The following is a 20,992-nucleotide window of genomic DNA, read 5'->3' as shown; positions in this document are numbered from 1 at the left end:
GGCAAAATTCAGTTTTACCCGAAAGAAATGAAGTTGCTGATGGTGTGATTTTAACTTATGAAAATGCGGAGGGAGAAGACATAATATTTAAGTTAATTAATCAGAGAATGCCGAGACCTAGTGTTAGAGAATATTTTGATAATTCAGGTTATTTAGATTCTGGTTGGCAAAAGTCTTTTACTGTTGAAGAAATTCCTCAAGGAAAGGTGAAACTTAAAGCTTGGGCGTTTGATACTGAAACTGGTAAAGCATTTTTGTTGAACAAAATTCAAATATTGAAATAGTGCTACACGGTAATTTTTTCAAGTTATTTTTACACGGCTCCTTAGAGGTTGTCTGATAAGTCCCATTTGCTACATCATGCGCCCCCTAAATCCCCCAAAATTGGGGGACTTTTAGAAACAAATTGACTCTTGTTCCCCCCAAAGTTGGGGGGCTAGGGGGGCAAAATTCAGTGTCAAAAAACTTTTCAGATATCCTCTTAATTAGGAAAAAACTTTCTGTATTTCAATTGCGATCGCTACTCTTAAAATTTCAAAAAATAAAAAACCCCAGGCAGATTAAACTACCTGGAGCGTTAATGATGAATCATCCAAGTTTGAACTAACTCATCTCCCGTAAACCTATCTTTTCCTTGAATTGCGTACTTTTCTATTTGAGAAATTGCTTCTAACATATCTATCAATCTTTCCCGATCATTCCTCATAATTCTATTGCTTCCTCTAACACCCTTTCTCTAATCCGTTCTTTCAATCCTTCCACCGTAACAATATCAACTTTACGACCTAAAATAGACTGTAAATCTTGCATTAATCCCGAAGGAAACCAAGGACTAATCTTGTTTAAATCATAATCAATTAAAAAATCAATATCACTATTTTCGTCATCTTCCTCTCTGGCAACTGAACCGAAAATTCTCACATTGTACGCCCCATGTTGAGATGCAAAATGAAGAATTTCTTCTCGTTTTTCTAACAGTAATTGCTTTAGTTTCATATAACACCGCGATAAAAGTTTCAATTAACAAAAAATAAAATCTTGTCTAATTTACAACAGTTAAAAACTTCTATCTGCAACAAAGCAGATAACTTTTTCAGTTTAAAGTTTCCAACTAATCCGCATTAACCCCAGCGGGGGGGTGATGAGCAGAACGTTTTGGAGGTATTAGAGGAAGTTTCCAACTAATCCGCATTAACCCCAGCGGGGGGGAAATGATAGGTCAGAAAATAATGGTGGTAGATAGATAATAAGGTTTCCAACTAATCCGCATTAACCCCAGCGGGGGGGACTTGAATTTTTAGGGGTCTTAGACCCCTAAAAGTTTCCAACTAATCCGCATTAACCCCAGCGGGGGGGGTTCAATGATTTTAGAGATTGTTGCTTCTGCTTACATTTATTGTTTCCAACTAATCCGCATTAACCCCAGCGGGGGGGTGCTAGGTGATTTTTTCAGGTCGAGAAATATCATCGTTTCCAACTAATCCGCATTAACCCCAGCGGGGGGGACTATTTTCCAAAGAGCTTGTTTTGGTCAATCTTGTAAAAGTTTCCAACTAATCCGCATTAACCCCAGCGGGGGGGAATAGGAAAAACAGAGTTATTGTTTCTCACTATCACTCGTTTCCAACTAATCCGCATTAACCCCAGCGGGGGGGCCAAGGCAACTGCGGTGGTTTTTAAACCCCGTAGTTGGTTTCCAACTAATCCGCATTAACCCCAGCGGGGGGGACGAACTTAGAGATCTGCCCCAGAGACTCTGACGTAATGTTTCCAACTAATCCGCATTAACCCCAGCGGGGGGGAAAAATTCTGGCTGAAAACAACATCGACCTCGAGAAAGTGTTTCCAACTAATCCGCATTAACCCCAGCGGGGGGGATTTGAACTTTTTGCTTGAACGATTGCAACAGGAGGTTTCCAACTAATCCGCATTAACCCCAGCGGGGGGGATTCTAGTTACTGCTGTCATAAGTGGCATTACGGGATGTTTCCAACTAATCCGCATTAACCCCAGCGGGGGGGTTAGGAAGCTGGAGTTGACTCGTTTAGGGCAGACCACTTGTTTCCAACTAATCCGCATTAACCCCAGCGGGGGGGACATCTTCGGTAATCTAAATTAAAGCCACCACCAAAAAGTTTCCAACTAATCCGCATTAACCCCAGCGGGGGGGAATGTTCTATGTGGAATATTTACGTATCCAGAATGTTTCCAACTAATCCGCATTAACCCCAGCGGGGGGGAAAATAAACAAACATGACTAAATTCTACGGCACAAAGGGTTTCCAACTAATCCGCATTAACCCCAGCGGGGGGGAACTGATCTATCTGCAATAGAGGAGTTTGTAGAGCAGCAATGTTTCCAACTAATCCGCATTAACCCCAGCGGGGGGGGACCACTTTCACCCTGAAGAATGGAAAATCGTTCAGGTGGCGTTTCCAACTAATCCGCATTAACCCCAGCGGGGGGGAATTAGAGATTAAGTATGCCTGAAGGAAAAGAGCAACCAAGAGTTTCCAACTAATCCGCATTAACCCCAGCGGGGGGGGAAATGGAAGCTAGCTCTTTCATTTTTACAACTCAAGTTTCCAACTAATCCGCATTAACCCCAGCGGGGGGGAGCTACGTTTTGGGTACAGTCGATGGAGGTATCACTACCACTCACCTCTGCTTCAGAACCGTGCATGAGAGTTTCCAGCTCACACGGCTGCTAATAACTAAGGATGCTTCGAGGTTAAGTTCACATACTCCCTTCTTCCCATCTTAAGACCAAGGGTTCTAGGATTGGGCACTTATACTCAGGTGCATTTAGCTTGACTGCTTCGATTTCTTATTTATAGTGGGCACGGCTTCCACTTCACACCTTGGGAGCTAAATTTTGTCCCCCTAACAGTTTCTGATTTTACCGCCTACCTTAATTACCTCCTCACGTCTGCATCCATTCGAATTTTCATCCAAGCCTTTGCTTCTTGAGGAATCCTCCACCCTCAGAGCCATTGGTTAAGCTTTTCCTACTCTCTGTTTTGGTACTCAGGTCGTAATATTTGTACCTGCGGGTTTTATTTATAGTGGTAACGCCTGCCACTTAAGAGAGGCTCAAAGGGGTTACTTCGTTCCCTGATATCATTTCTTTGTTGGCTTTAGGCTCCTAGTCTAGGCCGACCCCTAATTAGATACGAAACCAACTGGTTCTGTTTGGCTCCAATTATACGAGGCGTACCATTTTGGTTCAGGGGTATCAATGTCTTTCCCCTGTCTCTGTTCACGACCCATAGTACTAGATTCTCTATGCGATAGCCGTAACCAACTTCCCTTGCAAAGGATTGGGATAACATTACCCTTACTCCGCTTTTAACCCATGCACGCTCGAGATAGAGTTGCTAATTCTGAATCCTGGGATTATGGAGTCACGCGGCATCCGCGCGGGGAGGAATTTAACCTCCATGAGTATCAGAGTTACCCTTTTATTAGGGCTGGCTGAACGTTAACATTGCTGTTTACTTAGACCAAACGAATCGCACGAACCACGACAGAGCAAGGCTTTCAGACCCCCAAATCGACGCGCCCCTTTGATAAAAAAGTCAACAAGGCAATTTTTGCCAAAATGACACCCCTCAAACCCGCTCCTAGCATGGCATCGACGGGGGTCAACGAAAGAATCAGCATTTCAGCGATTCTCCGACCCCCGTCGATGGGGTACCATGCAAAGATGAAAAACCACCTTTTAAGCACTTCTAAAATACTAGAAATGACTAAAAAGCTTCTGCTATTCATTTGTCGAGGTTCTTAATACCGCTGCCATTACTTTTTATCTTAACGTTAGGTATACAAATTGTCAACCCTTTTTTAGAAGTCATAAGTCATAATTTAAAAGTCAAACGAATAGGGTTTGGGGTAGGAGTCAGGAGACAGGAGACAGGAGAAATGGGAATGAGCGAGGAGATAGGATTCATTAATTGATAATTACCTCGGGTTTTAACCGTTCTTGATTGAATATAAGGAGTGCAATAAGTTTAGGTTGGGTTGAGGGACGTTAGCGGAGCTTATCCGTTAGGATAAACCCAACATTAGCAAGGTTTTGTTGGGTTTCCCTCCGGGAAGCTCCGCTAACACTGCCGTACCGCTACGCGGAAGCAAGCTACAACCCAACCTACATTTTTAGGCGTGTCAGTCTACTACCAATAGCGTTCATGCGTAAGTCCTATTAAATTTCACAAACATATTTGCTCCGTTGCTGAATCAACTTTGCCACTAAACCAGTCCAACCAGTCTGATGACTTGCCCCTAAACCTGCACCATTATCGCCGTGAAAATATTCATAAAACAGAATTAAATCTTGCCAGTAGGGGTCATTTTGGAATATTTCTGTGTCACCATAAACCGGACGTTTTCCATGTTCATCTTTGAGGAAAATTTTAATTAGTCTCGCTTCAATTTCTAATGATACTTCCCATAAATTCATCATCCTACCCGAACCTGTCGGACATTCCACTAGAAAATCTTCACCTAAATAATTATGAAATCTTTGCAGAGATTCTATCATTAAATGATTAATTGGAAACCAAATTGGACCCCGCCAATTAGAATTTCCTCCAAACATTTGACTGGTAGATTCGGCAGGCTCATAATCAACTCTATATTCTTCTCCATTAGCATTAAAAATATAGGGATTTTCAGTATGGAAATGAGATAAGGAACGAATACCATAATCGCTGAAAAATTCATTTTCATCTAACATTTTTTCCAGGATTATTCGCAGACGTTCGGGACTAACAATTGCTAATAAACGTTCTGAGTCAATACCGCAAGCCTCCATACAAGCAATATTAGCACTAAGATCTATCCTATTTGCCATAAACCATTTTACCCGTTTCTGAAATTTAGGTAATCGTTGTAAAGTTTCTGAGTCAATAATTGCCACAGCAAATAATGGAATTAATCCTACTATTGAACGAATTTTTATATGTATATCTTCCTTATCTGGTTGGTGGAGAACATCATAATAAAAATTATCCGTTTCATCCCAGAGTTGAGTGCCATCTGGACCTAAATGATTCATAGCATCAACTATGTAGAGAAAATGCTCGAAAAATTTAGAAGCAATATCTTCGTATACTTCATTTTCTTTAGCAAGTTCCAGAGCAATAGTTAACATATCTAGACAGTACATTGCCATCCAACTTGTACCATCTGATTGTTCAATATGACCTCCGGTTGGTAGCTCTGCACTACGGTCAAATACTCCAATATTATCTAAACCTAAAAAACCTCCTTCAAACACATTATTTCCCTCAACATCCTTCTGATTTACCCACCAAGTAAAATTGAGTAAAAGTTTTTGAAATACTCTTTCGAGAAACTTGCGATCGCTACGACCATAAAGTTCTTTTTCAATTTGATAAACTCGCCAAGTTGCCCAAGCATGAACGGGAGGATTTACATCACTAAAATTCCATTCATAAGCTGGTAATTGACCGTTGGCGTGCATATACCATTCTCTGGTTATTAGGTCTAATTGACGTTTAGCAAAATTAGGGTCAACTATTGCTAAAGGTATGGCATGAAATGCTAAATCCCAAACAGCATACCAAGGATATTCCCATTTATCAGGCATGGAAATTACATCATCATTAAATAGATGAACCCACCCATAATTTCTGATATTTTTACGGTTTTCTGGTACTGGCACTTGGGTAGGGTCTCCTTTTAGCCATTCTTCAACAATATAATGATAATATTGTTTTGTCCAGAGTAGTCCGGCAAAGGCTTGACGCTGAATATTACGCCATTCATCCTTCATTTTACAGGGGGAAAGACGCTGATAAAATTCATTTGCTTCTTGAATTCTGGTTTGAAAAGTTTCTTCAAATTCTGTGTCTAAAGGCTGTTGAATTTCTGGGGAGTTAGCAAGTCTTAATTTAACAGTTTTAGTTTCACCTGGTTCTAGTTCTAGACAATAATATGGTGAAAATTTAGTTCCATACATCTCTGGATTAATGGCATCTTTTTGACCGTTAATTAGATAATTATTGATGCCATCTTTGGTATAAGGAGAGTCATTTTTTTCTCCAAATAAAGTTTGTTTATTAGTTTCGTTTTCTGTGAAAAATAGTTCCATTGTCTGAGGAAAATAAAACCACCTTTTTCCTAAAGTTGGATGTTCTGTTTCAATGAGACCAGGATTAATTTTTTTGAGCATAGGTTTTTGGGATTTATTATCCCAAGACCAAGTATTTCTAAACCAGAGAGTGGGTAATAAGTGTAACGTCTTAGTTTCTGAACCTCGATTATTTACTGTAATTTTAATGAGGATATCTTCTGTTGTTGCCTTAGCATATTCAACAAAAACATCAAAATAACGATTTTCTGCAAATATTCCTGTGTCGAGTAGTTCGTATTCTGAAGATTTGCGGTCGCGCTGTTGATTTTCTGCTACTAAGTCAGCATAAGGATAAGCACTTTGAGGATATTTATAAAGTGCCTTCATATAACTATGACTGGGGGTATTATCTAGGTAAAAATAATATTCTTTAACATCCTCCCCATGATTTCCTTGACTTCCCGTTAAACCAAAAAGTCGTTCCTTGATAATAGGGTCTTCGCCATTCCAGAGAGCGATCGCGAAGCACAGTCGTTGATGATTATCTGAAATACCACAAATACCGTCTTCTCCCCATCGATAAGCACGAGAAAGAGATTGTGCATGGGAAAAATAATCCCAAGCGGAACCATCTTCGCTATAGTCTTCTCGTACTGTTCCCCACTGTCTCTCACTCAAGTATGGCCCCCAACGTCTCCAGTATGCTTCATGGTTGAGGTCTGCTTCTAATCTTTGTTCTTCTTGAGTAGGTAGGTTATTGTTTTGAGTATTCATCATAATTAATGTTTCGGAACAGTTGAAAATATCAATATCAATTTATTATAACCTTGCTCAACTATCTGTAACACAATAACTATTTCTATAGCAGGGAACAGTATTCAATAATTGATAATTAATAATGTCTTTGTTGCATGAAAGTAGGATTCTGAACATCCATTCCGCAGCTATATCCCTATCTTTGGCGATGATTGATGTTCATTTATCTATTGTCCAATAGTTATGACTCTACTGAGAAAGCGTTGGCGGAGCAAGTGCGGCAGCTATATCGCTATCTTTGGCGATGATTGATGTTCATTTATCTATTGTCCAATAGTTATTGCTCTACTGAGAAAGCGTTGGCGGAGCAAGTGCGGCAGCTATATCACTATCTTTGGCGATGATTGATGTTCATTTATCTATTGTCCAATAGTTATTGCTCTACTGAGAAAGCGTTGGCGGAGCAAGTGCGGCAGCTATATCACTATCTTTGGCGATGATTGATGTTCATTTATCTATTGTCCAATAGTTATTGCTCTGCTGATTAAACCTCAAAGCTCTTACAGGTAAAAGTTTCAGTCTTTTTCACCTCAAACATTGATGTTCTATTGATCTATTGTCCAATAGTTACAGTAGTTTCCGCGCGTTATGAAGTACATATGCGGATCAAGTGCGGCAGCTATATATTTTCATGCAACAAAGCCATTAATAATTAATAATTAGCGCTTGCTGAAAAAGTCTTATGGGTGAGGGTAGGAGACAGGAGACAACCCACCCCTCGCCCCTCCCAGGAGGGGAAGACAGGAGACAGGAGAAATGGGAATTATAGAGGAGATAGTAGTAAGAATCGTCCCTAGATTTTTCTGCCCAACTCTTGAGAAAAATCCACTCTTTTTTGAACCATTACCACCTAAAACTTCGCACTAAAACCTTCCCTTAGTTTTCTTCCCCTATCTTGCTGGAAATCCTAGATTTTTGAACCATTACCACCTAAAAGCTAGCATTTTATTAGTACATAAATTAGCTAAAACACCTATCTGTAAAGAGTTTGATTTTTATTCAGCAAGCCCTAATTATTAAATAATTTACACAAATAGAATCACCTTTTTGATAATTAGCACCCTAGGAACGCATTAATTATTCTGATTTTTACTGCTCCCTCACTCCCCCACTCCCCTACTCTAAAATGTAGAAAAATTTTTGAGAAATGGTATTAGTTATCAAGGAACCCAATTTCTTCAGGAAAATTAACTATGAGTGAATATACCAATATTACTGATTATTACGATTGAGAAAAGCTATTTTTTTAAGAAAGATGGGGAAATATTAGATCAACAAACACTTAATTTGAATTACATTAAGCAATGGAAAAAAGAAGAAATTATGGAACAAGCTGGATTTAGTTTTGTTAGTATCCATGAAAGCCAAAAGTTTCATGTTTATCGTAAAAAACGAAACATCTAATCAAATAATTGTATACAAATTCCCTGTGAAGTTACATCAAATTGAGAAAAGAAATAACTGATTTATTGATACGGATTTTTCAATAAAATTATCCAAATAATATGGGTCTAAAACCCCGCCTTTTAAGGCGCAATATTTTTGGAGTCTTGCTCAAATCCCCGTTACAAAAATAACTTCTGACTTCTGACTTCGTTAACATGGTATAGTTACTAAAAGTCAAATTATTTATTAGGAACTGCACTTTACTTCTGAAAAATTAATTATGAATAAATATACCAATATCACCGATTATTACGATAGTTTTACTGATTATTACGACCTTTTGATGACCCAAGGCAATTATGATTATCAAGGAATGGCTAATGCAGTCTATTCTTTGATAAAATATGGTCAGAAAAAAATACTTGAATTAGGTGTAGGAACAGGATTATTTGCTGAAAAATTATTGCCACTTGCTCCCGAAGCTGAATTTACAGGAGTAGATATGACCTTATCAATGCTCGAAATTGCTAGAAAGAGATTAGGAGAATGGGGAAAGTTAATAGAAGCAGATATCTATGATATGAACCTCCAAGAAACCTTTGATATTGCTGTTTCTAGTAGAGGGGTTTGGGTAATAAGTCAACGAGGCGATCGGACTGACTTAAGAAATCATACTAAGGATATTGATGAGGATATTAAGGGATTAATTAATGTTGCTAAACATCTGCGTCAAGATGGATTATTTCTGTTGAGTGTTCAAGGAGAACATAAAAGTCATCAACAAAATCTCCCTACAGGAATTGTTTATTCTCAGGAGATAGAAAAAATTGGGGAAAATGATGAAATTGAATCCATTGAGAAAAGTTATTTTTTTAAGAAAGATGGGGAAATATTAGCTCAACAAAAACTTAAATTGAATTACATTAAGCAATGGAAAAAAGAAGAAATTATGGAACAAGCTGGATTTAGTTTTGTTAGTATTGATGAAAGCCAAAAGTTTCATGTTTATCGCAAAAAGTGAAACAGGCGATCGTTAAATTTTAGGCAGCAAACCCTAATTAATAATTAATAATTAATAATTAATAATTAGGGCTTGCTGATTAAATCTAAAGCCATTGACAGATAAAGGTAAGTGCCTTTTTCTGTCCGGAAAAAGTACAAGAAGTTAGGTCGCCCTTGGTTCCAAAAGGAGGGCATTTTAGGGTAAGTATGGCGGACAAATCAAGGAACCATTATGAAAGACAACCTCCTCTATAATTCCCATTTCTCCTGTCTCCTGACTCCTACCTATACCACTCATACTTTTTCAGCAAACCCTAACTACTCCCTACTCCCTTTTTATTAAAATAGTAGATAATTAATTTGAGGAAATTTTATTAAATATTATGAGTGTTGTTGCAGCAAGAAAATATTCAGACCGCTTAATGTTTGCCTCTGATAGTATTCGAGTATCCGGTCATTTAAAAGAAAATTATCGTGTTACCGGAGGCGAACAAGGTAAACTTTTTGAAATTAATGGTTTAGTTATTGGTGGTGTTGGTTTGATTATGGAATTAAGCTTTATGCAGATTTTTGCCAGAAATCATAAACCCGCAGCGCCAACCGTAGAAGCTGTTTTAGATTTCATTGTTGAGTTTTATACTTGGGCTAAATCTAAAGATGATTCTTTTTCTAAGAGAAATGATTATTTAGTTGGAATTGAGGGAGAAATTTTCCGCATTTGTGATAGTTATTTAGTGGAAAAAATTAATGAATTTGCAGCTATTGGAGCTGGAGAACATTTTGCTTTAACCGCAATGTATTTAGATAAAAATCCTCAAGAAGCTGTAGAAATTGCTAATGAATTATGTGTTTATTGTTCTCCTCCAATTAATATAATTACTAAACAGCTTAATGTTCATAGTTAACGTGGTATAGCTGAATTTAGAATTCTGAATTTAGAATTTATAATTCTGAATTCAGAAGTAATCCATGACTAAACTTAGGAATTTATCAAAATAATATGGGTCGCGCAACCCCGCCTTTTAAGGCGAAATATTTTTGGAACCTTGCTTAAATCCACGTTACAAAAATAACTTCTGACTTCTGACTTCTGATTTCTGACTTCTGACTTCTGACTTCGTTAAAAATGTCTGCGCCCTATTTTTGTAGCCCACATTCCGCACTTCAATTTATATCATTAAAAGTAATATATAAATTTGTATCTTGGTAGGTGTTTATACTATGCAAATCATCTCAATTACTTTTTTCGTTGATCAAATTCCGAGTAAAAAATTTACGCATAAATACTTCTTTGATTGATTACTCAATCACGGCAGTCATGATTTTCTTCTCAAATTCTGTCTCCTGTCTCCTGTCTCCTGACTCCTTCTTTTGTACTACATTTTGTGGTGCGAAATGTGGGTTGTAGTGCTTATAGTTGCCCGAAACTGACAGTTGAATGCTGACTTAAAACCAATCTTCTTGTTCGTTATTTTGTCGTTTATACGCCTTACCTTGACTATGAATTGCGCGGGTTTTTTCATACAACTGTTTTTCTGTTAATTCCCATTTTTGTAGAACTTTTTCTAAGTCTTCCTGAATATCTCTCGCACCAGGAAAACCTCGATAACGAATTTTTAATCTTGCCAATTCTGCTAAGTTGTAAGGAGTATCTTTTTCTGTTAACAAGATGTTAACTATTTCGCGGTCTTTATGATATTGAGGATGCTGTTGCTCTTCTGATTTCATAAAAGTAAGAAATAAGGGTGTTGCTGAATTAGTGTATGATTTTAATTTTAATTATTTAGGGTTTGCTGATTAAATCTCAAAGCATTGACATATAGAGGTTGAGCGCATTTTTTAATTAAAAAAAGTCCAAGCTTAATGGTTGTAATGGTTCAAAAAATTAGCATTTTAGGCGATAGTTGCGCAGAATAATCAAGGGATTATTCTTCCTCCTACCTCCTCTATAATTCCCATTTCTCCTCTCTTCCCCTCCTGGGAGGGGAAGTCAGGAGTCAGGAGAAAGAAAAGTGCTTTTCGGTCAATTAAGTAAAGATAACATCTAATTTTACCATTCTAAAGAATGACTATTATGCCAAAAAAAATTTTCAGGATATCCTATTTAATTCTATTGACTATGCCACTTTTTAAACAGACTATCTTGATGATTTTTGCGAGCATTATTAACTAAATCTGGCTTAATTTCTAAAGCTTTTTCTTGAAAAAAAAATGCTTCGTGAAATCTACCTTCTTGTTCTAAAACTTTACCTAAATTCCAATAAGCTGCTGCTATATTAGGATCTAGATTAATTGCTTTTCTATAGGTAATCATTGCTGCATTAATTTGCCCTTTTTTATAAAACATACTACCCAAATTGACAATAGCTTCAACAAATTTTGGATTAATTTTTATCGCTAATAAATAAGCACGAATCGCAGCATTTACTTTATTTTGTGCTTGTAGTACATTTCCTAAAGTTTTGTAGACTGGGGCAAAATTTGGTTGATTTTTTAGAGCTTGATGACAGAGAGCGATCGCTTCTGTAAAATTTCCTTGATTATAATAAGTTTCTGCTAATTTATTAATAGCATCAACATCATTTTCTTCAGATTTTGATAACTCAGAGTAATAGTTTTTTACTTGACTTGATTGAGTATAATTTTGGAACTTATTATCCTGTTGAAAAGTTTTTTTATCTTGTAAATTTAGATTCATCTTTCTTCAGATATCTATCTTCAGCAATTTAATTTTTTACTTTATAGCAGAAGGAAGAAGGCTTTAGTTATCTAGGAGAGAAGGAAGAAGGAAAAATATTCCATTGTCTGAATTTTAAGCTTTTGATATGTTCTAACCTTTCCTGCCACTGCTTGATTCCTTATTTCCTCTTCATTCCCGAGAATAATTGAGTATAATTTTGATATTTATTATCCTGTTGAAAAAAAATTATCCTGTAAATTTAGACTCATTTTCTTAAGGAAGAAGGAAGAAGGAAAAATATTCCATTGTCTGAGTTTTAAGCTTTTGATATGTCCTAACCTTTCCTTCGACTGTTTTATTCCTTATTTCCTCTTCATTCCTGATAATAATAATTGAGTATAATTTTGAGATTTACTATCCTGTTGAAAAAATTTTATCCTGTAAATTTAGATTCATATTACTTCAAATACCTATCTCCAGCAATTTGATTTTTTACTTTATAGCAGAAGGAAGAAGGCTTTAGTTATCTAGGAGAGAAGGAAGAAAGAAAAATATTCCATTGTCTGAGTTTTAAGCTTTTGATATGTTCTAACCTTTCCTTCGACTGTTTTATTCCTTATTTCCTCTTCATTCCTGATAATAATAATTGAGTATAATTTTGAGATTTACTATCCTGTTGAAAAAATTTTATCCTGTAAATTTAGATTCATATTACTTCAAATACCTATCTCCAGCAATTTGATTTTTACTTTATAGCAGAAGGAAGAAGGCTTTAGTTATCTAGGAGAGAAGGAAGAAGGAAAAATATTCCATTGTCTGAGTTTTAAGCTTTTGATATGTTCTAACCTTTCCTGCCACTGCTTGATTCCTTATTTCCTCTTCATTCCTGATAATAATAATTGAGTATAATTTTAAGATTTATTATCCTGTTGAAAAAATTTTATCCTGTAAATTTAGATTCATATTACTTCAAATACCTATCTCCAGCAATTTGATTTTTTACTTGATTCTTTATTCCCTCTTCCTTCTTCCTTCTTCCTTCTTCCCTCTTCCTTCCGTTACATCAGGAATATTAATCTCCATTTTAATGACTCTCCTAATCACAATACTCTAAAGCTCGCATTCAGCTTTCTAATTAATGAAGCAAGTATTCGTTTAACTTCTACTAAATTCTCAACCAGAGATTCGTACTCTGAAGCTTTGATAAATATTGCTTTTTTCTCCTTTAAAAGCGGATAGCTGATAGCTGACGGCTGAATGCTTACCGAATAATTAATAATTAAAGAATTCTGGTTTAAAGCCTACTCTTTTAAGGGAAAAAAAAAGAAATAATATCTCCTGATATTCAATTCCGTAACAGTTTTAACCAGAGGTAATTATCAATTATCCATTATCCATTAATGAAAAATACTCTAAAAAATTTTCTGGAACTATTTTCAATTCTCCAGACTTAAATCTATCTATCGAAATCCAAAGTGCCGTTTTTTTTCGTTCCTTCTCCCAAAAAGTTAATTCTTTTCTTTGATAAAACTTTCGATCTGCAAAATCACATTTATATAATTGAATTAACTCATGTCTTTCCTCCCCATTAAATATAAAAATGTTTTCCATACAACCCAGATATTTAATATTAGTCAACTCAGCTTGAATCTCTTCTTGAAATTCTCTTTGTAAAGCATCACGACTATACTCTCCAAAATCAACACCCCCACCCATAACCCGATAGAAAAATTCTTTTTTTACAGAGTCATAACCTTGAGAAATAAACAAGCGATCGCCATCTCTAATTAAACCCAAAGCTAAGACCCTAATTTTATTCTTCTTACTCATAATTTTCTCAGATAAATATCAAGGGTAACTTCAGTTATCAGTCATCAGTTAGCCTCCTGTCGGAGGAACTGCGTTAACAGTTATCAGTACCTCCTATTTCTGTAGTAAGCTTAAAATACTGAATTTTCTTTCTCTTAGTTGATTGGATATAACAGACCGCTTTTTATCCCCTGAAAACGGGAAGCTTGAAACCTAATTTTCTGGTCAGTAAAAAGCTTGATCGGGTTTAATTTTTACCGAATTATTAATAATTAATAATTAAATAATTCTGGTTTAAAGCCTCCCCTTTTAAGGGGAAAAAGCGGTCGTTTCGGCTGTCGCCGACATGAAAAGCGGAGCTTCCCGTAGGGTGGGATGGCGTTTTGCTCCGCAACATATAAAGCGGAACGGCTCTGATAAGAGCGGGCCTCCTCCCCATATCCAATCGACTAAGAGAAAAGAAATAATATCTCCTGATATTCAATCCTCTCAGTTTTAACCAGAGGTAATTATCAATTATCAATTATCAATTATCCATTATCAATTAATGAAAATTCCTCTTAATTTATAAGAAGAGGTAATTCTAAATTCTAAATTCTAAATTCTAAATTATTGAACATCAATTATTATCATAAAAACCCATTTCATCATGATTTTCTTGCACAGGCCAATCCTCATTTTGCCCCCCAATAATAAGTTTTTCTATTTTGACAAACTCCTCACTTAATCGTTGAAAACTATTAGTCAAAATATCAATTGCTAAAGCATCGCTAGTTCCCAAATCAAACCAACAACGACCCCAAAATCCTTGATATTCTACTTCTCCCATATTGTGCATAACAGCCATCATACTTTGACCTGCAACTTCCTGACTATATTCCATATAACTAACTTCTATTCCTGCATCTTGAACTTGTAGATTTTCTGCATTAAAGCCACCCAGTTTTCCTAATAAAAACCAGGAATCAAATAATTCCTCTATATAATGCTTTTCTGCCGTTGAAGGAACAGTACTAAACTCTAACCAAATCCACACATCAAAAGGATTAAATTCGCGAAATTGTATTTCCATAAATATTTGCCATTCCTGATTTTGTTTAGATTAATTCGACTGATTTATCAAGATAACAATCTGAGTATAAATTATCAAAAAATCCCAGTATAAAAAACTATTAATCCTGATATTTTTTATCTTAATTCCCAGATATTTTCTCTATAGACACCTCAAGAGTTGTTATAGAAAAAAATTAACTTTAGTTAAAAATTTATACTTTTGAATTAGCAATTTAACTAGCTATTAGCTATTAGCTATTAGCGTTTCCATACCGGTATGCTCCGCAAACAACTATAAGCTTGTAGGAGCAAATGGCCATTCGCTCCTACTTGGGGTTTAAATCCCCTTCTAAACATTTACTGCTGAGTGCTGATTGCTGATTACTAACCGCTACTTTAAAGCGGTGGTAATTCTGTTGGTCCCCATGTACCCGAACCATCCCTAATAGCATCTCGCATTGGGTCACAAGGTCGTTTACCATCATCTATATTATTAATATTTTTACACTGTTCAAAAAATACTTGTGCGACCAAACGTCTTGGCATTTTATCTGACTTTTCCAAAGCCATATCAAAGTTTTCCCTAGCTTTTTTTCTCATTGATAAATCATTATCTTTATCTCGAGCTTGAGCAACTAGAATTTGTGCTTTTAGGTAATGTACTTCAGGATTATCTGGAACTTCTAACAAAACTTTATCCACATATTCTAAAGCTTTTTCAAGTTTGTCTAAATCTCGATAAGCTACTGCCACTCCTCGATAAGCTAAATGATGAGGATAAGCTTTATCTTGCAATGTTTTTATTGCCTTTTCCGGGTCAGAAAATGGTAAATTAACAGCCAACATTAAATCCATATATCCTTTGAGCAAATTTAACTCTGGATCTGATGAATTTATTCTCTCTGCTGTTTCAAAATGACTCAAAGCTTTCCGAAGTTTCTCCAGAGCTTTTGGAGCACCTTTTAATGTACCTTCAGTAGATATAATATAAGCACCTTCTAGAAATCGACCAGTTGCAGCATAAATATTACCGCGAACTGGATTAATTGTAATTAAATTTTCTGCTACTTCAGTAGTTTTCTCGGCATACAATTTTAACGATTCCCAATTTTCATCTAAGTAATGTAAGGAAGCTATCATTGCATAAACAAGTGGTTCACTTATCTCTTCAGATTCAGCTATTTTAAGATAATCTTTTGCTTGTTTATAATCTCCTTCCTCAAACATTGCTTTAAAAGCTGCTTCAGTTTTTTCTCCTATTTCAATAGGATTTTGTTTGCGAAATGGGTCTCCTATTGCTGGATTTACTAATAGATTCAAACTGATTAAAGTAGCACTAGAAATAACTGATATTTGTTTCAAAAATGGAATGTATTTACACCAAATCAATGAAGTTTTTAGCATAAGTTATTTTGAGACTAAAATTTTTTTGTAGACTTTGTAATTTTTTGTGTCAGACCTTAACTTATATTATAAGGAAGTAGAAGTTAAATTAAAATGTTTGGTTAGATTTTAACCTTTTAATGATGATATAGATTTCATGTAGACTTTTTCAGCAAAAAAAAGGATAATAAATAGATTAAAGATAATCATCTGAAACTTTTTCAAACTTAAAATCTTATAGATAAGATAGATAAAAACAATGCTAGAACAACTCATCAAGTATTTTGTTTATGAGACAAAAGGACATATTACAAAAACACAGCTAGTTAAGTTCTTATATCTTGCGGATCTTTACTCCGTAAAGTGGACAGGAAAACAACTAACTGAATTAGATTGGTATTTTTATAACCACGGCCCGTGGCACGAAGATATAGATATGGCTCTAGAGCGCATGAATGGTAAAGAGATTTGTCAAGAATTAGAAGGACAGGCAAAATTTATTAAACCTGGTGCTGAAGCAGAAAAAACAGAGGATTTAAAGTTACCTAAAAGTCTAATGTTAATGTTAGATAATATTAGGAGAGAATGGGCTGGTTCAGATAAACTTAATCAATTACTAGAATATGTTTATGAAACTGCTCCAATGCTAGCTGTGATAGATACTCATAAACCAGAAGAAAAAGTTAAGCTTAACTTGCAAAAAGAAAGAGAAAAGCTAAATGAGGAGTTAGGGGTTTAAAGTGGTTAAACAAAAAAACCAAAAACCTAGAAAAGGTTGGATTTATTTTATTAATCCCCAAAAAGTTTATTTGACTTGCAAATTAAATCATACTTATTTATATAATATAGAACCTCTAGATTATGTTGAATGCCAGGACTCATCTTGCAAACAGAAAGTTAATCCTAGCATAGTTTTAAGAGGTGAACATTCCTATATTGTTTTGACAAGTAAAAAATTTTCAGATGAGTCTGGGTATATAGAAACTTTTAATGCTATTCCTTTAACTTCTAAAGAGACATATAAAGGTCTACCAACAACTTATCCAATTAACTGAACAGCTAAAAATTGTTTACATAAAAAATATTTTGCTCTTGTTAATCAGATATGTACTATTGATGCCAATTACTTTAATAATCCAGAAGGAAAATGGAAAAAGCGAATTGGACAACTAGATAAACCAGATAGAGAAGCAATAGGAGAACGTTTAAAAAACCTTTTTGATTTAGAACAAGATGATTGGTTTACTAAAAGTGCGTCTCCTGACCTTTTGATTAAGATAATGTACAAAATACCAGAAAATAAAAGAAACTCAGCTATAGAAAAATTGATAGATGAATTTAGTTCTTAATCAACAGTAATTAGGAATTTTTCAACGGCAAATACTACATAAATTGCACCATATAATTTTAAACTATTATACTTAGCGTTTCTCTGTAAGTTCTCGCAAGTAGTAAGTCATATCTACTAGAATATATTAATGCTATATCTCAAAAACCTACACTATCATCCAGCAGCTAGTACCACCCCTATTCTCAAAAATATAAATCTGGAACTAGCACCTCAACAAATGGGACTAATTATCGGTCGTAGCGGTTCCGGCAAAACTACATTATTAGAAATATTAGCTGGTTTAGCTGAATGTTCCAAAGGAGAAATTTGCTGGCGAGACCAAAAATTAACCTCTGAACATCTACAACAATTAGGTGGTTTAGTATTTCAATTCCCAGAGAGACATTTTTGCGGTGCTACTATTCTCGAAGAATTACGATTAGGCCATCCAGAGATACGGCCAGAACAAATATCTTCTGCTCTAGAAGAAGTAGGACTTCAAGACCTATTATTAAGTACATCACCTCATGCTTTAAGTGGAGGTCAGCAACGTCGCCTCGCTTTAGCAGTACAACTAATTAGGCAACCTCATCTATTAATGTTAGACGAACCAACGGCAGGATTAGATTGGTCAATGCGAAAACAACTGGTCAACTTATTAGCTAAATTGAAAAATCATTGGAGTTTATTGGTTGTCACCCATGATTCTAGTGACCTTTTACCAATAGCTGATAAATGTTGGACTTTAAATAAAGGAAACTTGGAATGTAGAATTTAGAATTCAGAATTTAGAATTTATAAGTTAATTGAGTTGGTTTTTTATTATATAGATGTCTCCTGAAATTTAGATAAAAGTGAGAAGGAGGCGATCGCTCATTTGAAATCATAAGTCGGAAATCAGAAGTCAGAAGTCAACGGATAAATGTTTGGGATAGTATCAAGAAAGAATTGAAAGGTAGTTATGAAGATTCTGTGTAAGAACATTTGGCAGGTACTACCAACGCACCGTTTGAACCAGGGGAATATCGGGAGATAGCAGTTAAGGCGCGACGATCAAGGGAATGAGTTGTTGGTTGTTAAGAAGTTGGATTAATTGGGGGTAATTATTGTGAGTAATGAGAGTCGGGATGAAGTATTAGAACAATTAGGAGAGTTGAGAGAGCTTAGACAATTAAGTACATCAAATTATGAGCAAGATACAGCTTTTGTTGAATTACTTAAAAATGATGATTTTCTTGAAAGGTTGTATTTGTACCTTGCTTTTAGAATTAAGAGAGAATATCAATGGCTGATTAGTTTAATAGAGTCAAATTTAATCAATAAAAAAATAACTAGCATTGTTTCTATACTTGAGGCAGCCAATCAAAAAGTAATTGAGTTAATTAAGTTAAATTCAACTGAAGAGAATACATCTATTGTATCCAAAGTTGAGCTGGTACATAAAAAGTTAATTGAATTAGCTAAATTGTTAATTAAGCGAGATATAGATGCACAGAATGAGGTAAATATTGTCCTGAAAATTGAGGAACAGTACCTACAGTTAGTGGAGTTAGTAAAATCAAATTTAGCTGAGAGTAATAAGATAAGTGTTATCTTTGTAATTAAGGTAACGTATGGAACAATAATTGAAGATATTTACTACCCTCTACAAGGTAATAGTAAGTCTAATTTTGCTGCCACAATTGAGACTCAATATCAAAGCTTAATTGAGTTAATGGAGTTAAATTTAATTGAAAAGAATAGTAAAGTTTTTGTCTCTATAATTAAGGAAAAGTATTACCAGGTTTTAGATGAAAACTCTCCACCAATAACGATTGCGGGTTCTACCCCTACAATAAAACTCTTATACAGAGAAATATGGAAAGGTCAATCCGGTCTCATCCCTACAAGCAAAACTCTATATGGAGACACCATAATTACTGACAAAAATATCAAGAATGACTCACATAGCATAGTTAAAGGAATTTTCCTCTATACAGATGGAGATTCGGAAATAGTAGACTACATGATGAATAACTTTGAAGATTTTGACGAGCTAACTGGTGAATGGTGCTATATATATGTGTTAGAAAAAAAGGGAATTAACTGGAAGTTGTTGATCAAGTATTGGAAGTATCTACTTTTATCAAAACTACATGAAATATTTAAACCAATAAGACTGTTTACTAAAAAGCCATTTAACAGAAAAGAATCTTACAAAATAGCACGAGATTTAGGTATCCCTATTGAACAACTTCCTTGCATAGTATTCTTACCGCCTTTAACTGAAATATCCGGTCAAGAAAAACTTGTAATTCCTGTTAAAGAAGCATCTACAAAATATTTCAGGAAAGTCTTTTCAACTCTGGAAGGTATAGTTAATCAAGCTAAGGTGCAAAATAGATATGAAGCAATAAAAGTCAAATTTGACGACATTATCCAATACCTGGAGAAAAATTCAGAAAAGGTTTTTCAACAGACAACTACTGAATATCAAATTAATGGTACTAATATTTTTGTAAATAGTGAAATAAGGAGATTAAAAATGACTGAGGAAAATAACCCTAGCATTCGGATTGGTGATAGTGCTAATATTGTCGGCATCACTGGTCAAGGAAACATAAACACAGCAACTCAAAATCAATATAATTACCCCCCAGAACAAAAGCAAAATTTAGCAGAGGCAGCAAAAGAAATTCAACAATTATTACAACAATTGTCTAAACCTAACTATTCTGCAACTCCTACGGAAAATGCAATAATTGTAGGTGAAGTAATGCAAGAAATTGAGAAAAATCCGTCTTTGAAGTCTCGAATAATTGAAGGGTTAAAACAGGGAGGAAAGGAAGCTTTTAAGGAATTGATAAACCATCCAGCAGTTAATATTTTAATTGCTACAATTGATGGCTGGAATAATGCGGAGTAGGAAATAATATTGCTTATTAATGCTGTGTCGAGTATCCCTCAACTTGTTAAAAAATGGGAGAAACAGAATCAGGATTTACGCAGATACACTATATATAGCGTTCCAAAACTATAACGTTATAGATACATAGCGTTTAAGACTCAAAAATGCCTAAGTCCTGAATATAATATATAGCGTTGAAAAACTATAACGTTATAGATACATAGTGTTTGAGACCCAAAAATGCCTAATTCCTGAATATATAAGTCCTGAATATAATATATAGCGTTGAAAAACTATAACGTTATAGATACATAGTGTTTAAGACCCAAAAATGCCTAACTCCTGAATATAATATATAGCGTTGAAAAACTATAACGTTATAGATACATAGTGTTTGAGACCCAAAAATGCCTAACTCCTGAATATAATATATAGCGTTGAAAAACTATAACGTTATAGATACATAGTGTTTAAGACCCAAAAATGCCTAACTCCTGAATATAATATATAGCGTTGAAAAACTATAACGTTATAGATACATAGTGTTT

Annotated in this window: 15 protein-coding genes and 1 CRISPR repeat array; of the genes, 7 read left to right on the top strand and 8 right to left on the bottom strand. The window is 35.1% G+C overall.

Features of this window, described 5'->3' with window-relative positions:
* A partial coding sequence (locus F6K54_RS05370) for a hypothetical protein (protein WP_293075359.1) occupies positions 1-284 on the top strand: 284 nt, incomplete at its 5' end.
* Between the two features lie 293 nt (positions 285-577).
* On the opposite strand, the gene F6K54_RS05365 is transcribed toward F6K54_RS05370, so the two are convergent.
* From F6K54_RS05365 to F6K54_RS05355, 3 genes are all read right to left on the bottom strand, one after another.
* Positions 578-706 (bottom strand): nucleotidyltransferase, encoded by a 129-nt coding sequence (locus tag F6K54_RS05365; protein WP_293075357.1) that lies wholly within the window; start codon positions 704-706, stop codon positions 578-580.
* On the bottom strand, positions 703-996 hold the full coding sequence (locus F6K54_RS05360; protein ID WP_293075355.1) for a nucleotidyltransferase family protein: 294 nt from the start codon (positions 994-996) through the stop codon (positions 703-705). Before F6K54_RS05360 ends, F6K54_RS05365 begins: the two co-directional genes overlap by 4 nt.
* Before the next feature lie 107 nt (positions 997-1,103).
* Positions 1,104-2,618: a CRISPR direct-repeat array (repeat unit 36 nt; unit sequence GTTTCCAACTAATCCGCATTAACCCCAGCGGGGGGG).
* A gap of 1,584 nt (positions 2,619-4,202) precedes the next feature.
* Positions 4,203-6,875 (bottom strand): glucosidase, encoded by a 2,673-nt coding sequence (locus F6K54_RS05355; RefSeq protein WP_366558060.1) that lies wholly within the window; start codon positions 6,873-6,875, stop codon positions 4,203-4,205.
* Between the two features lie 1,705 nt (positions 6,876-8,580).
* Between F6K54_RS05355 and F6K54_RS05350 the strand changes: the two genes are divergently transcribed.
* Entirely contained in the window at positions 8,581-9,321 is a 741-nt protein-coding gene (locus F6K54_RS05350) for a class I SAM-dependent methyltransferase (RefSeq protein WP_293075353.1), read from the top strand.
* A gap of 364 nt (positions 9,322-9,685) precedes the next feature.
* On the top strand, positions 9,686-10,207 hold the full coding sequence (locus tag F6K54_RS05345) for a hypothetical protein (RefSeq protein ID WP_293075351.1): 522 nt from the start codon (positions 9,686-9,688) through the stop codon (positions 10,205-10,207).
* A 541-nt stretch (positions 10,208-10,748) separates the two neighbouring features.
* Here F6K54_RS05345 and F6K54_RS05340 read toward each other — a convergent pair.
* The 5 genes from F6K54_RS05340 to F6K54_RS05320 form a co-directional block, all read right to left on the bottom strand.
* Positions 10,749-11,030, bottom strand: a complete 282-nt coding sequence (locus tag F6K54_RS05340) for a DUF3288 family protein (RefSeq protein ID WP_293075349.1) — start codon at positions 11,028-11,030, stop codon at positions 10,749-10,751.
* Positions 11,031-11,412: 382 nt separating this feature from the next.
* The gene (locus F6K54_RS05335) at positions 11,413-12,000 is read right to left on the bottom strand and encodes a tetratricopeptide repeat protein (RefSeq protein ID WP_293075348.1); all 588 of its coding nucleotides are present in this window, start codon (positions 11,998-12,000) and stop codon (positions 11,413-11,415) included.
* Positions 12,001-13,365: 1,365 nt separating this feature from the next.
* Positions 13,366-13,812, bottom strand: coding sequence for an NUDIX hydrolase (locus tag F6K54_RS05330; RefSeq protein WP_293075346.1), 447 nt, complete (start codon positions 13,810-13,812; stop codon positions 13,366-13,368).
* A 598-nt stretch (positions 13,813-14,410) separates the two neighbouring features.
* Positions 14,411-14,863, bottom strand: coding sequence for a DUF3531 family protein (locus F6K54_RS05325; RefSeq protein WP_293075344.1), 453 nt, complete (start codon positions 14,861-14,863; stop codon positions 14,411-14,413).
* Between the two features lie 377 nt (positions 14,864-15,240).
* Positions 15,241-16,248 carry a Sll0314/Alr1548 family TPR repeat-containing protein gene (locus F6K54_RS05320; protein WP_293075342.1) on the bottom strand — a complete coding sequence of 336 codons (1,008 nt, stop codon included), beginning with the start codon at positions 16,246-16,248 and terminating at the stop codon, positions 15,241-15,243.
* A gap of 238 nt (positions 16,249-16,486) precedes the next feature.
* Between F6K54_RS05320 and F6K54_RS05315 the strand changes: the two genes are divergently transcribed.
* The 4 genes from F6K54_RS05315 to F6K54_RS05300 all read left to right on the top strand — a co-directional run bounded on the left by F6K54_RS05315 (position 16,487) and on the right by F6K54_RS05300 (position 20,462).
* Positions 16,487-16,966 (top strand): Panacea domain-containing protein, encoded by a 480-nt coding sequence (locus tag F6K54_RS05315; protein WP_293075340.1) that lies wholly within the window; start codon positions 16,487-16,489, stop codon positions 16,964-16,966.
* Position 16,967: 1 nt separating this feature from the next.
* Entirely contained in the window at positions 16,968-17,282 is a 315-nt protein-coding gene (locus F6K54_RS05310; protein WP_293075338.1) for a hypothetical protein, read from the top strand.
* Positions 17,283-17,705: 423 nt separating this feature from the next.
* The gene (locus tag F6K54_RS05305) at positions 17,706-18,335 is read left to right on the top strand and encodes an ABC transporter ATP-binding protein (RefSeq protein ID WP_293075336.1); all 630 of its coding nucleotides are present in this window, start codon (positions 17,706-17,708) and stop codon (positions 18,333-18,335) included.
* A gap of 330 nt (positions 18,336-18,665) precedes the next feature.
* Positions 18,666-20,462: a hypothetical protein gene (locus F6K54_RS05300; RefSeq protein WP_293075334.1), complete on the top strand. Its 1,797-nt coding sequence runs from the start codon at positions 18,666-18,668 to the stop codon at positions 20,460-20,462.
* Positions 20,463-20,992 lie beyond the last annotated feature (530 nt).

Origin of the sequence: Okeania sp. SIO3B5, assembly GCF_010692555.1 — a bacterium.
In the GTDB taxonomy this organism is placed as follows: Bacteria; Cyanobacteriota; Cyanobacteriia; order Cyanobacteriales; family Microcoleaceae; genus Okeania.
Note: the sequence above shows the minus strand (reverse complement) of the source record. Positions and strands in the feature narration are given on the sequence as shown.

Bases quoted from the DNA above. Each gene is read 5' to 3' on its own strand.
- F6K54_RS05360 (WP_293075355.1), bottom strand. From the start codon at position 996: ATGAAACTAAAGCAATTACTGTTAGAAAAACGAGAAGAAATTCTTCAT.
- F6K54_RS05305 (WP_293075336.1), top strand. From the start codon at position 17,706: ATGCTATATCTCAAAAACCTACACTATCATCCAGCAGCTAGTACCACC.
- F6K54_RS05325 (WP_293075344.1), bottom strand. From the start codon at position 14,863: ATGGAAATACAATTTCGCGAATTTAATCCTTTTGATGTGTGGATTTGG.
- F6K54_RS05315 (WP_293075340.1), top strand. From the start codon at position 16,487: ATGCTAGAACAACTCATCAAGTATTTTGTTTATGAGACAAAAGGACAT.
- F6K54_RS05335 (WP_293075348.1), bottom strand. From the start codon at position 12,000: ATGAATCTAAATTTACAAGATAAAAAAACTTTTCAACAGGATAATAAG.
- F6K54_RS05340 (WP_293075349.1), bottom strand. From the start codon at position 11,030: ATGAAATCAGAAGAGCAACAGCATCCTCAATATCATAAAGACCGCGAA.
- F6K54_RS05350 (WP_293075353.1), top strand. From the start codon at position 8,581: ATGAATAAATATACCAATATCACCGATTATTACGATAGTTTTACTGAT.
- F6K54_RS05345 (WP_293075351.1), top strand. From the start codon at position 9,686: ATGAGTGTTGTTGCAGCAAGAAAATATTCAGACCGCTTAATGTTTGCC.
- F6K54_RS05330 (WP_293075346.1), bottom strand. From the start codon at position 13,812: ATGAGTAAGAAGAATAAAATTAGGGTCTTAGCTTTGGGTTTAATTAGA.
- F6K54_RS05365 (WP_293075357.1), bottom strand. From the start codon at position 706: ATGAGGAATGATCGGGAAAGATTGATAGATATGTTAGAAGCAATTTCT.
- F6K54_RS05355 (WP_366558060.1), bottom strand. From the start codon at position 6,875: ATGATGAATACTCAAAACAATAACCTACCTACTCAAGAAGAACAAAGA.
- F6K54_RS05320 (WP_293075342.1), bottom strand. From the start codon at position 16,248: ATGCTAAAAACTTCATTGATTTGGTGTAAATACATTCCATTTTTGAAA.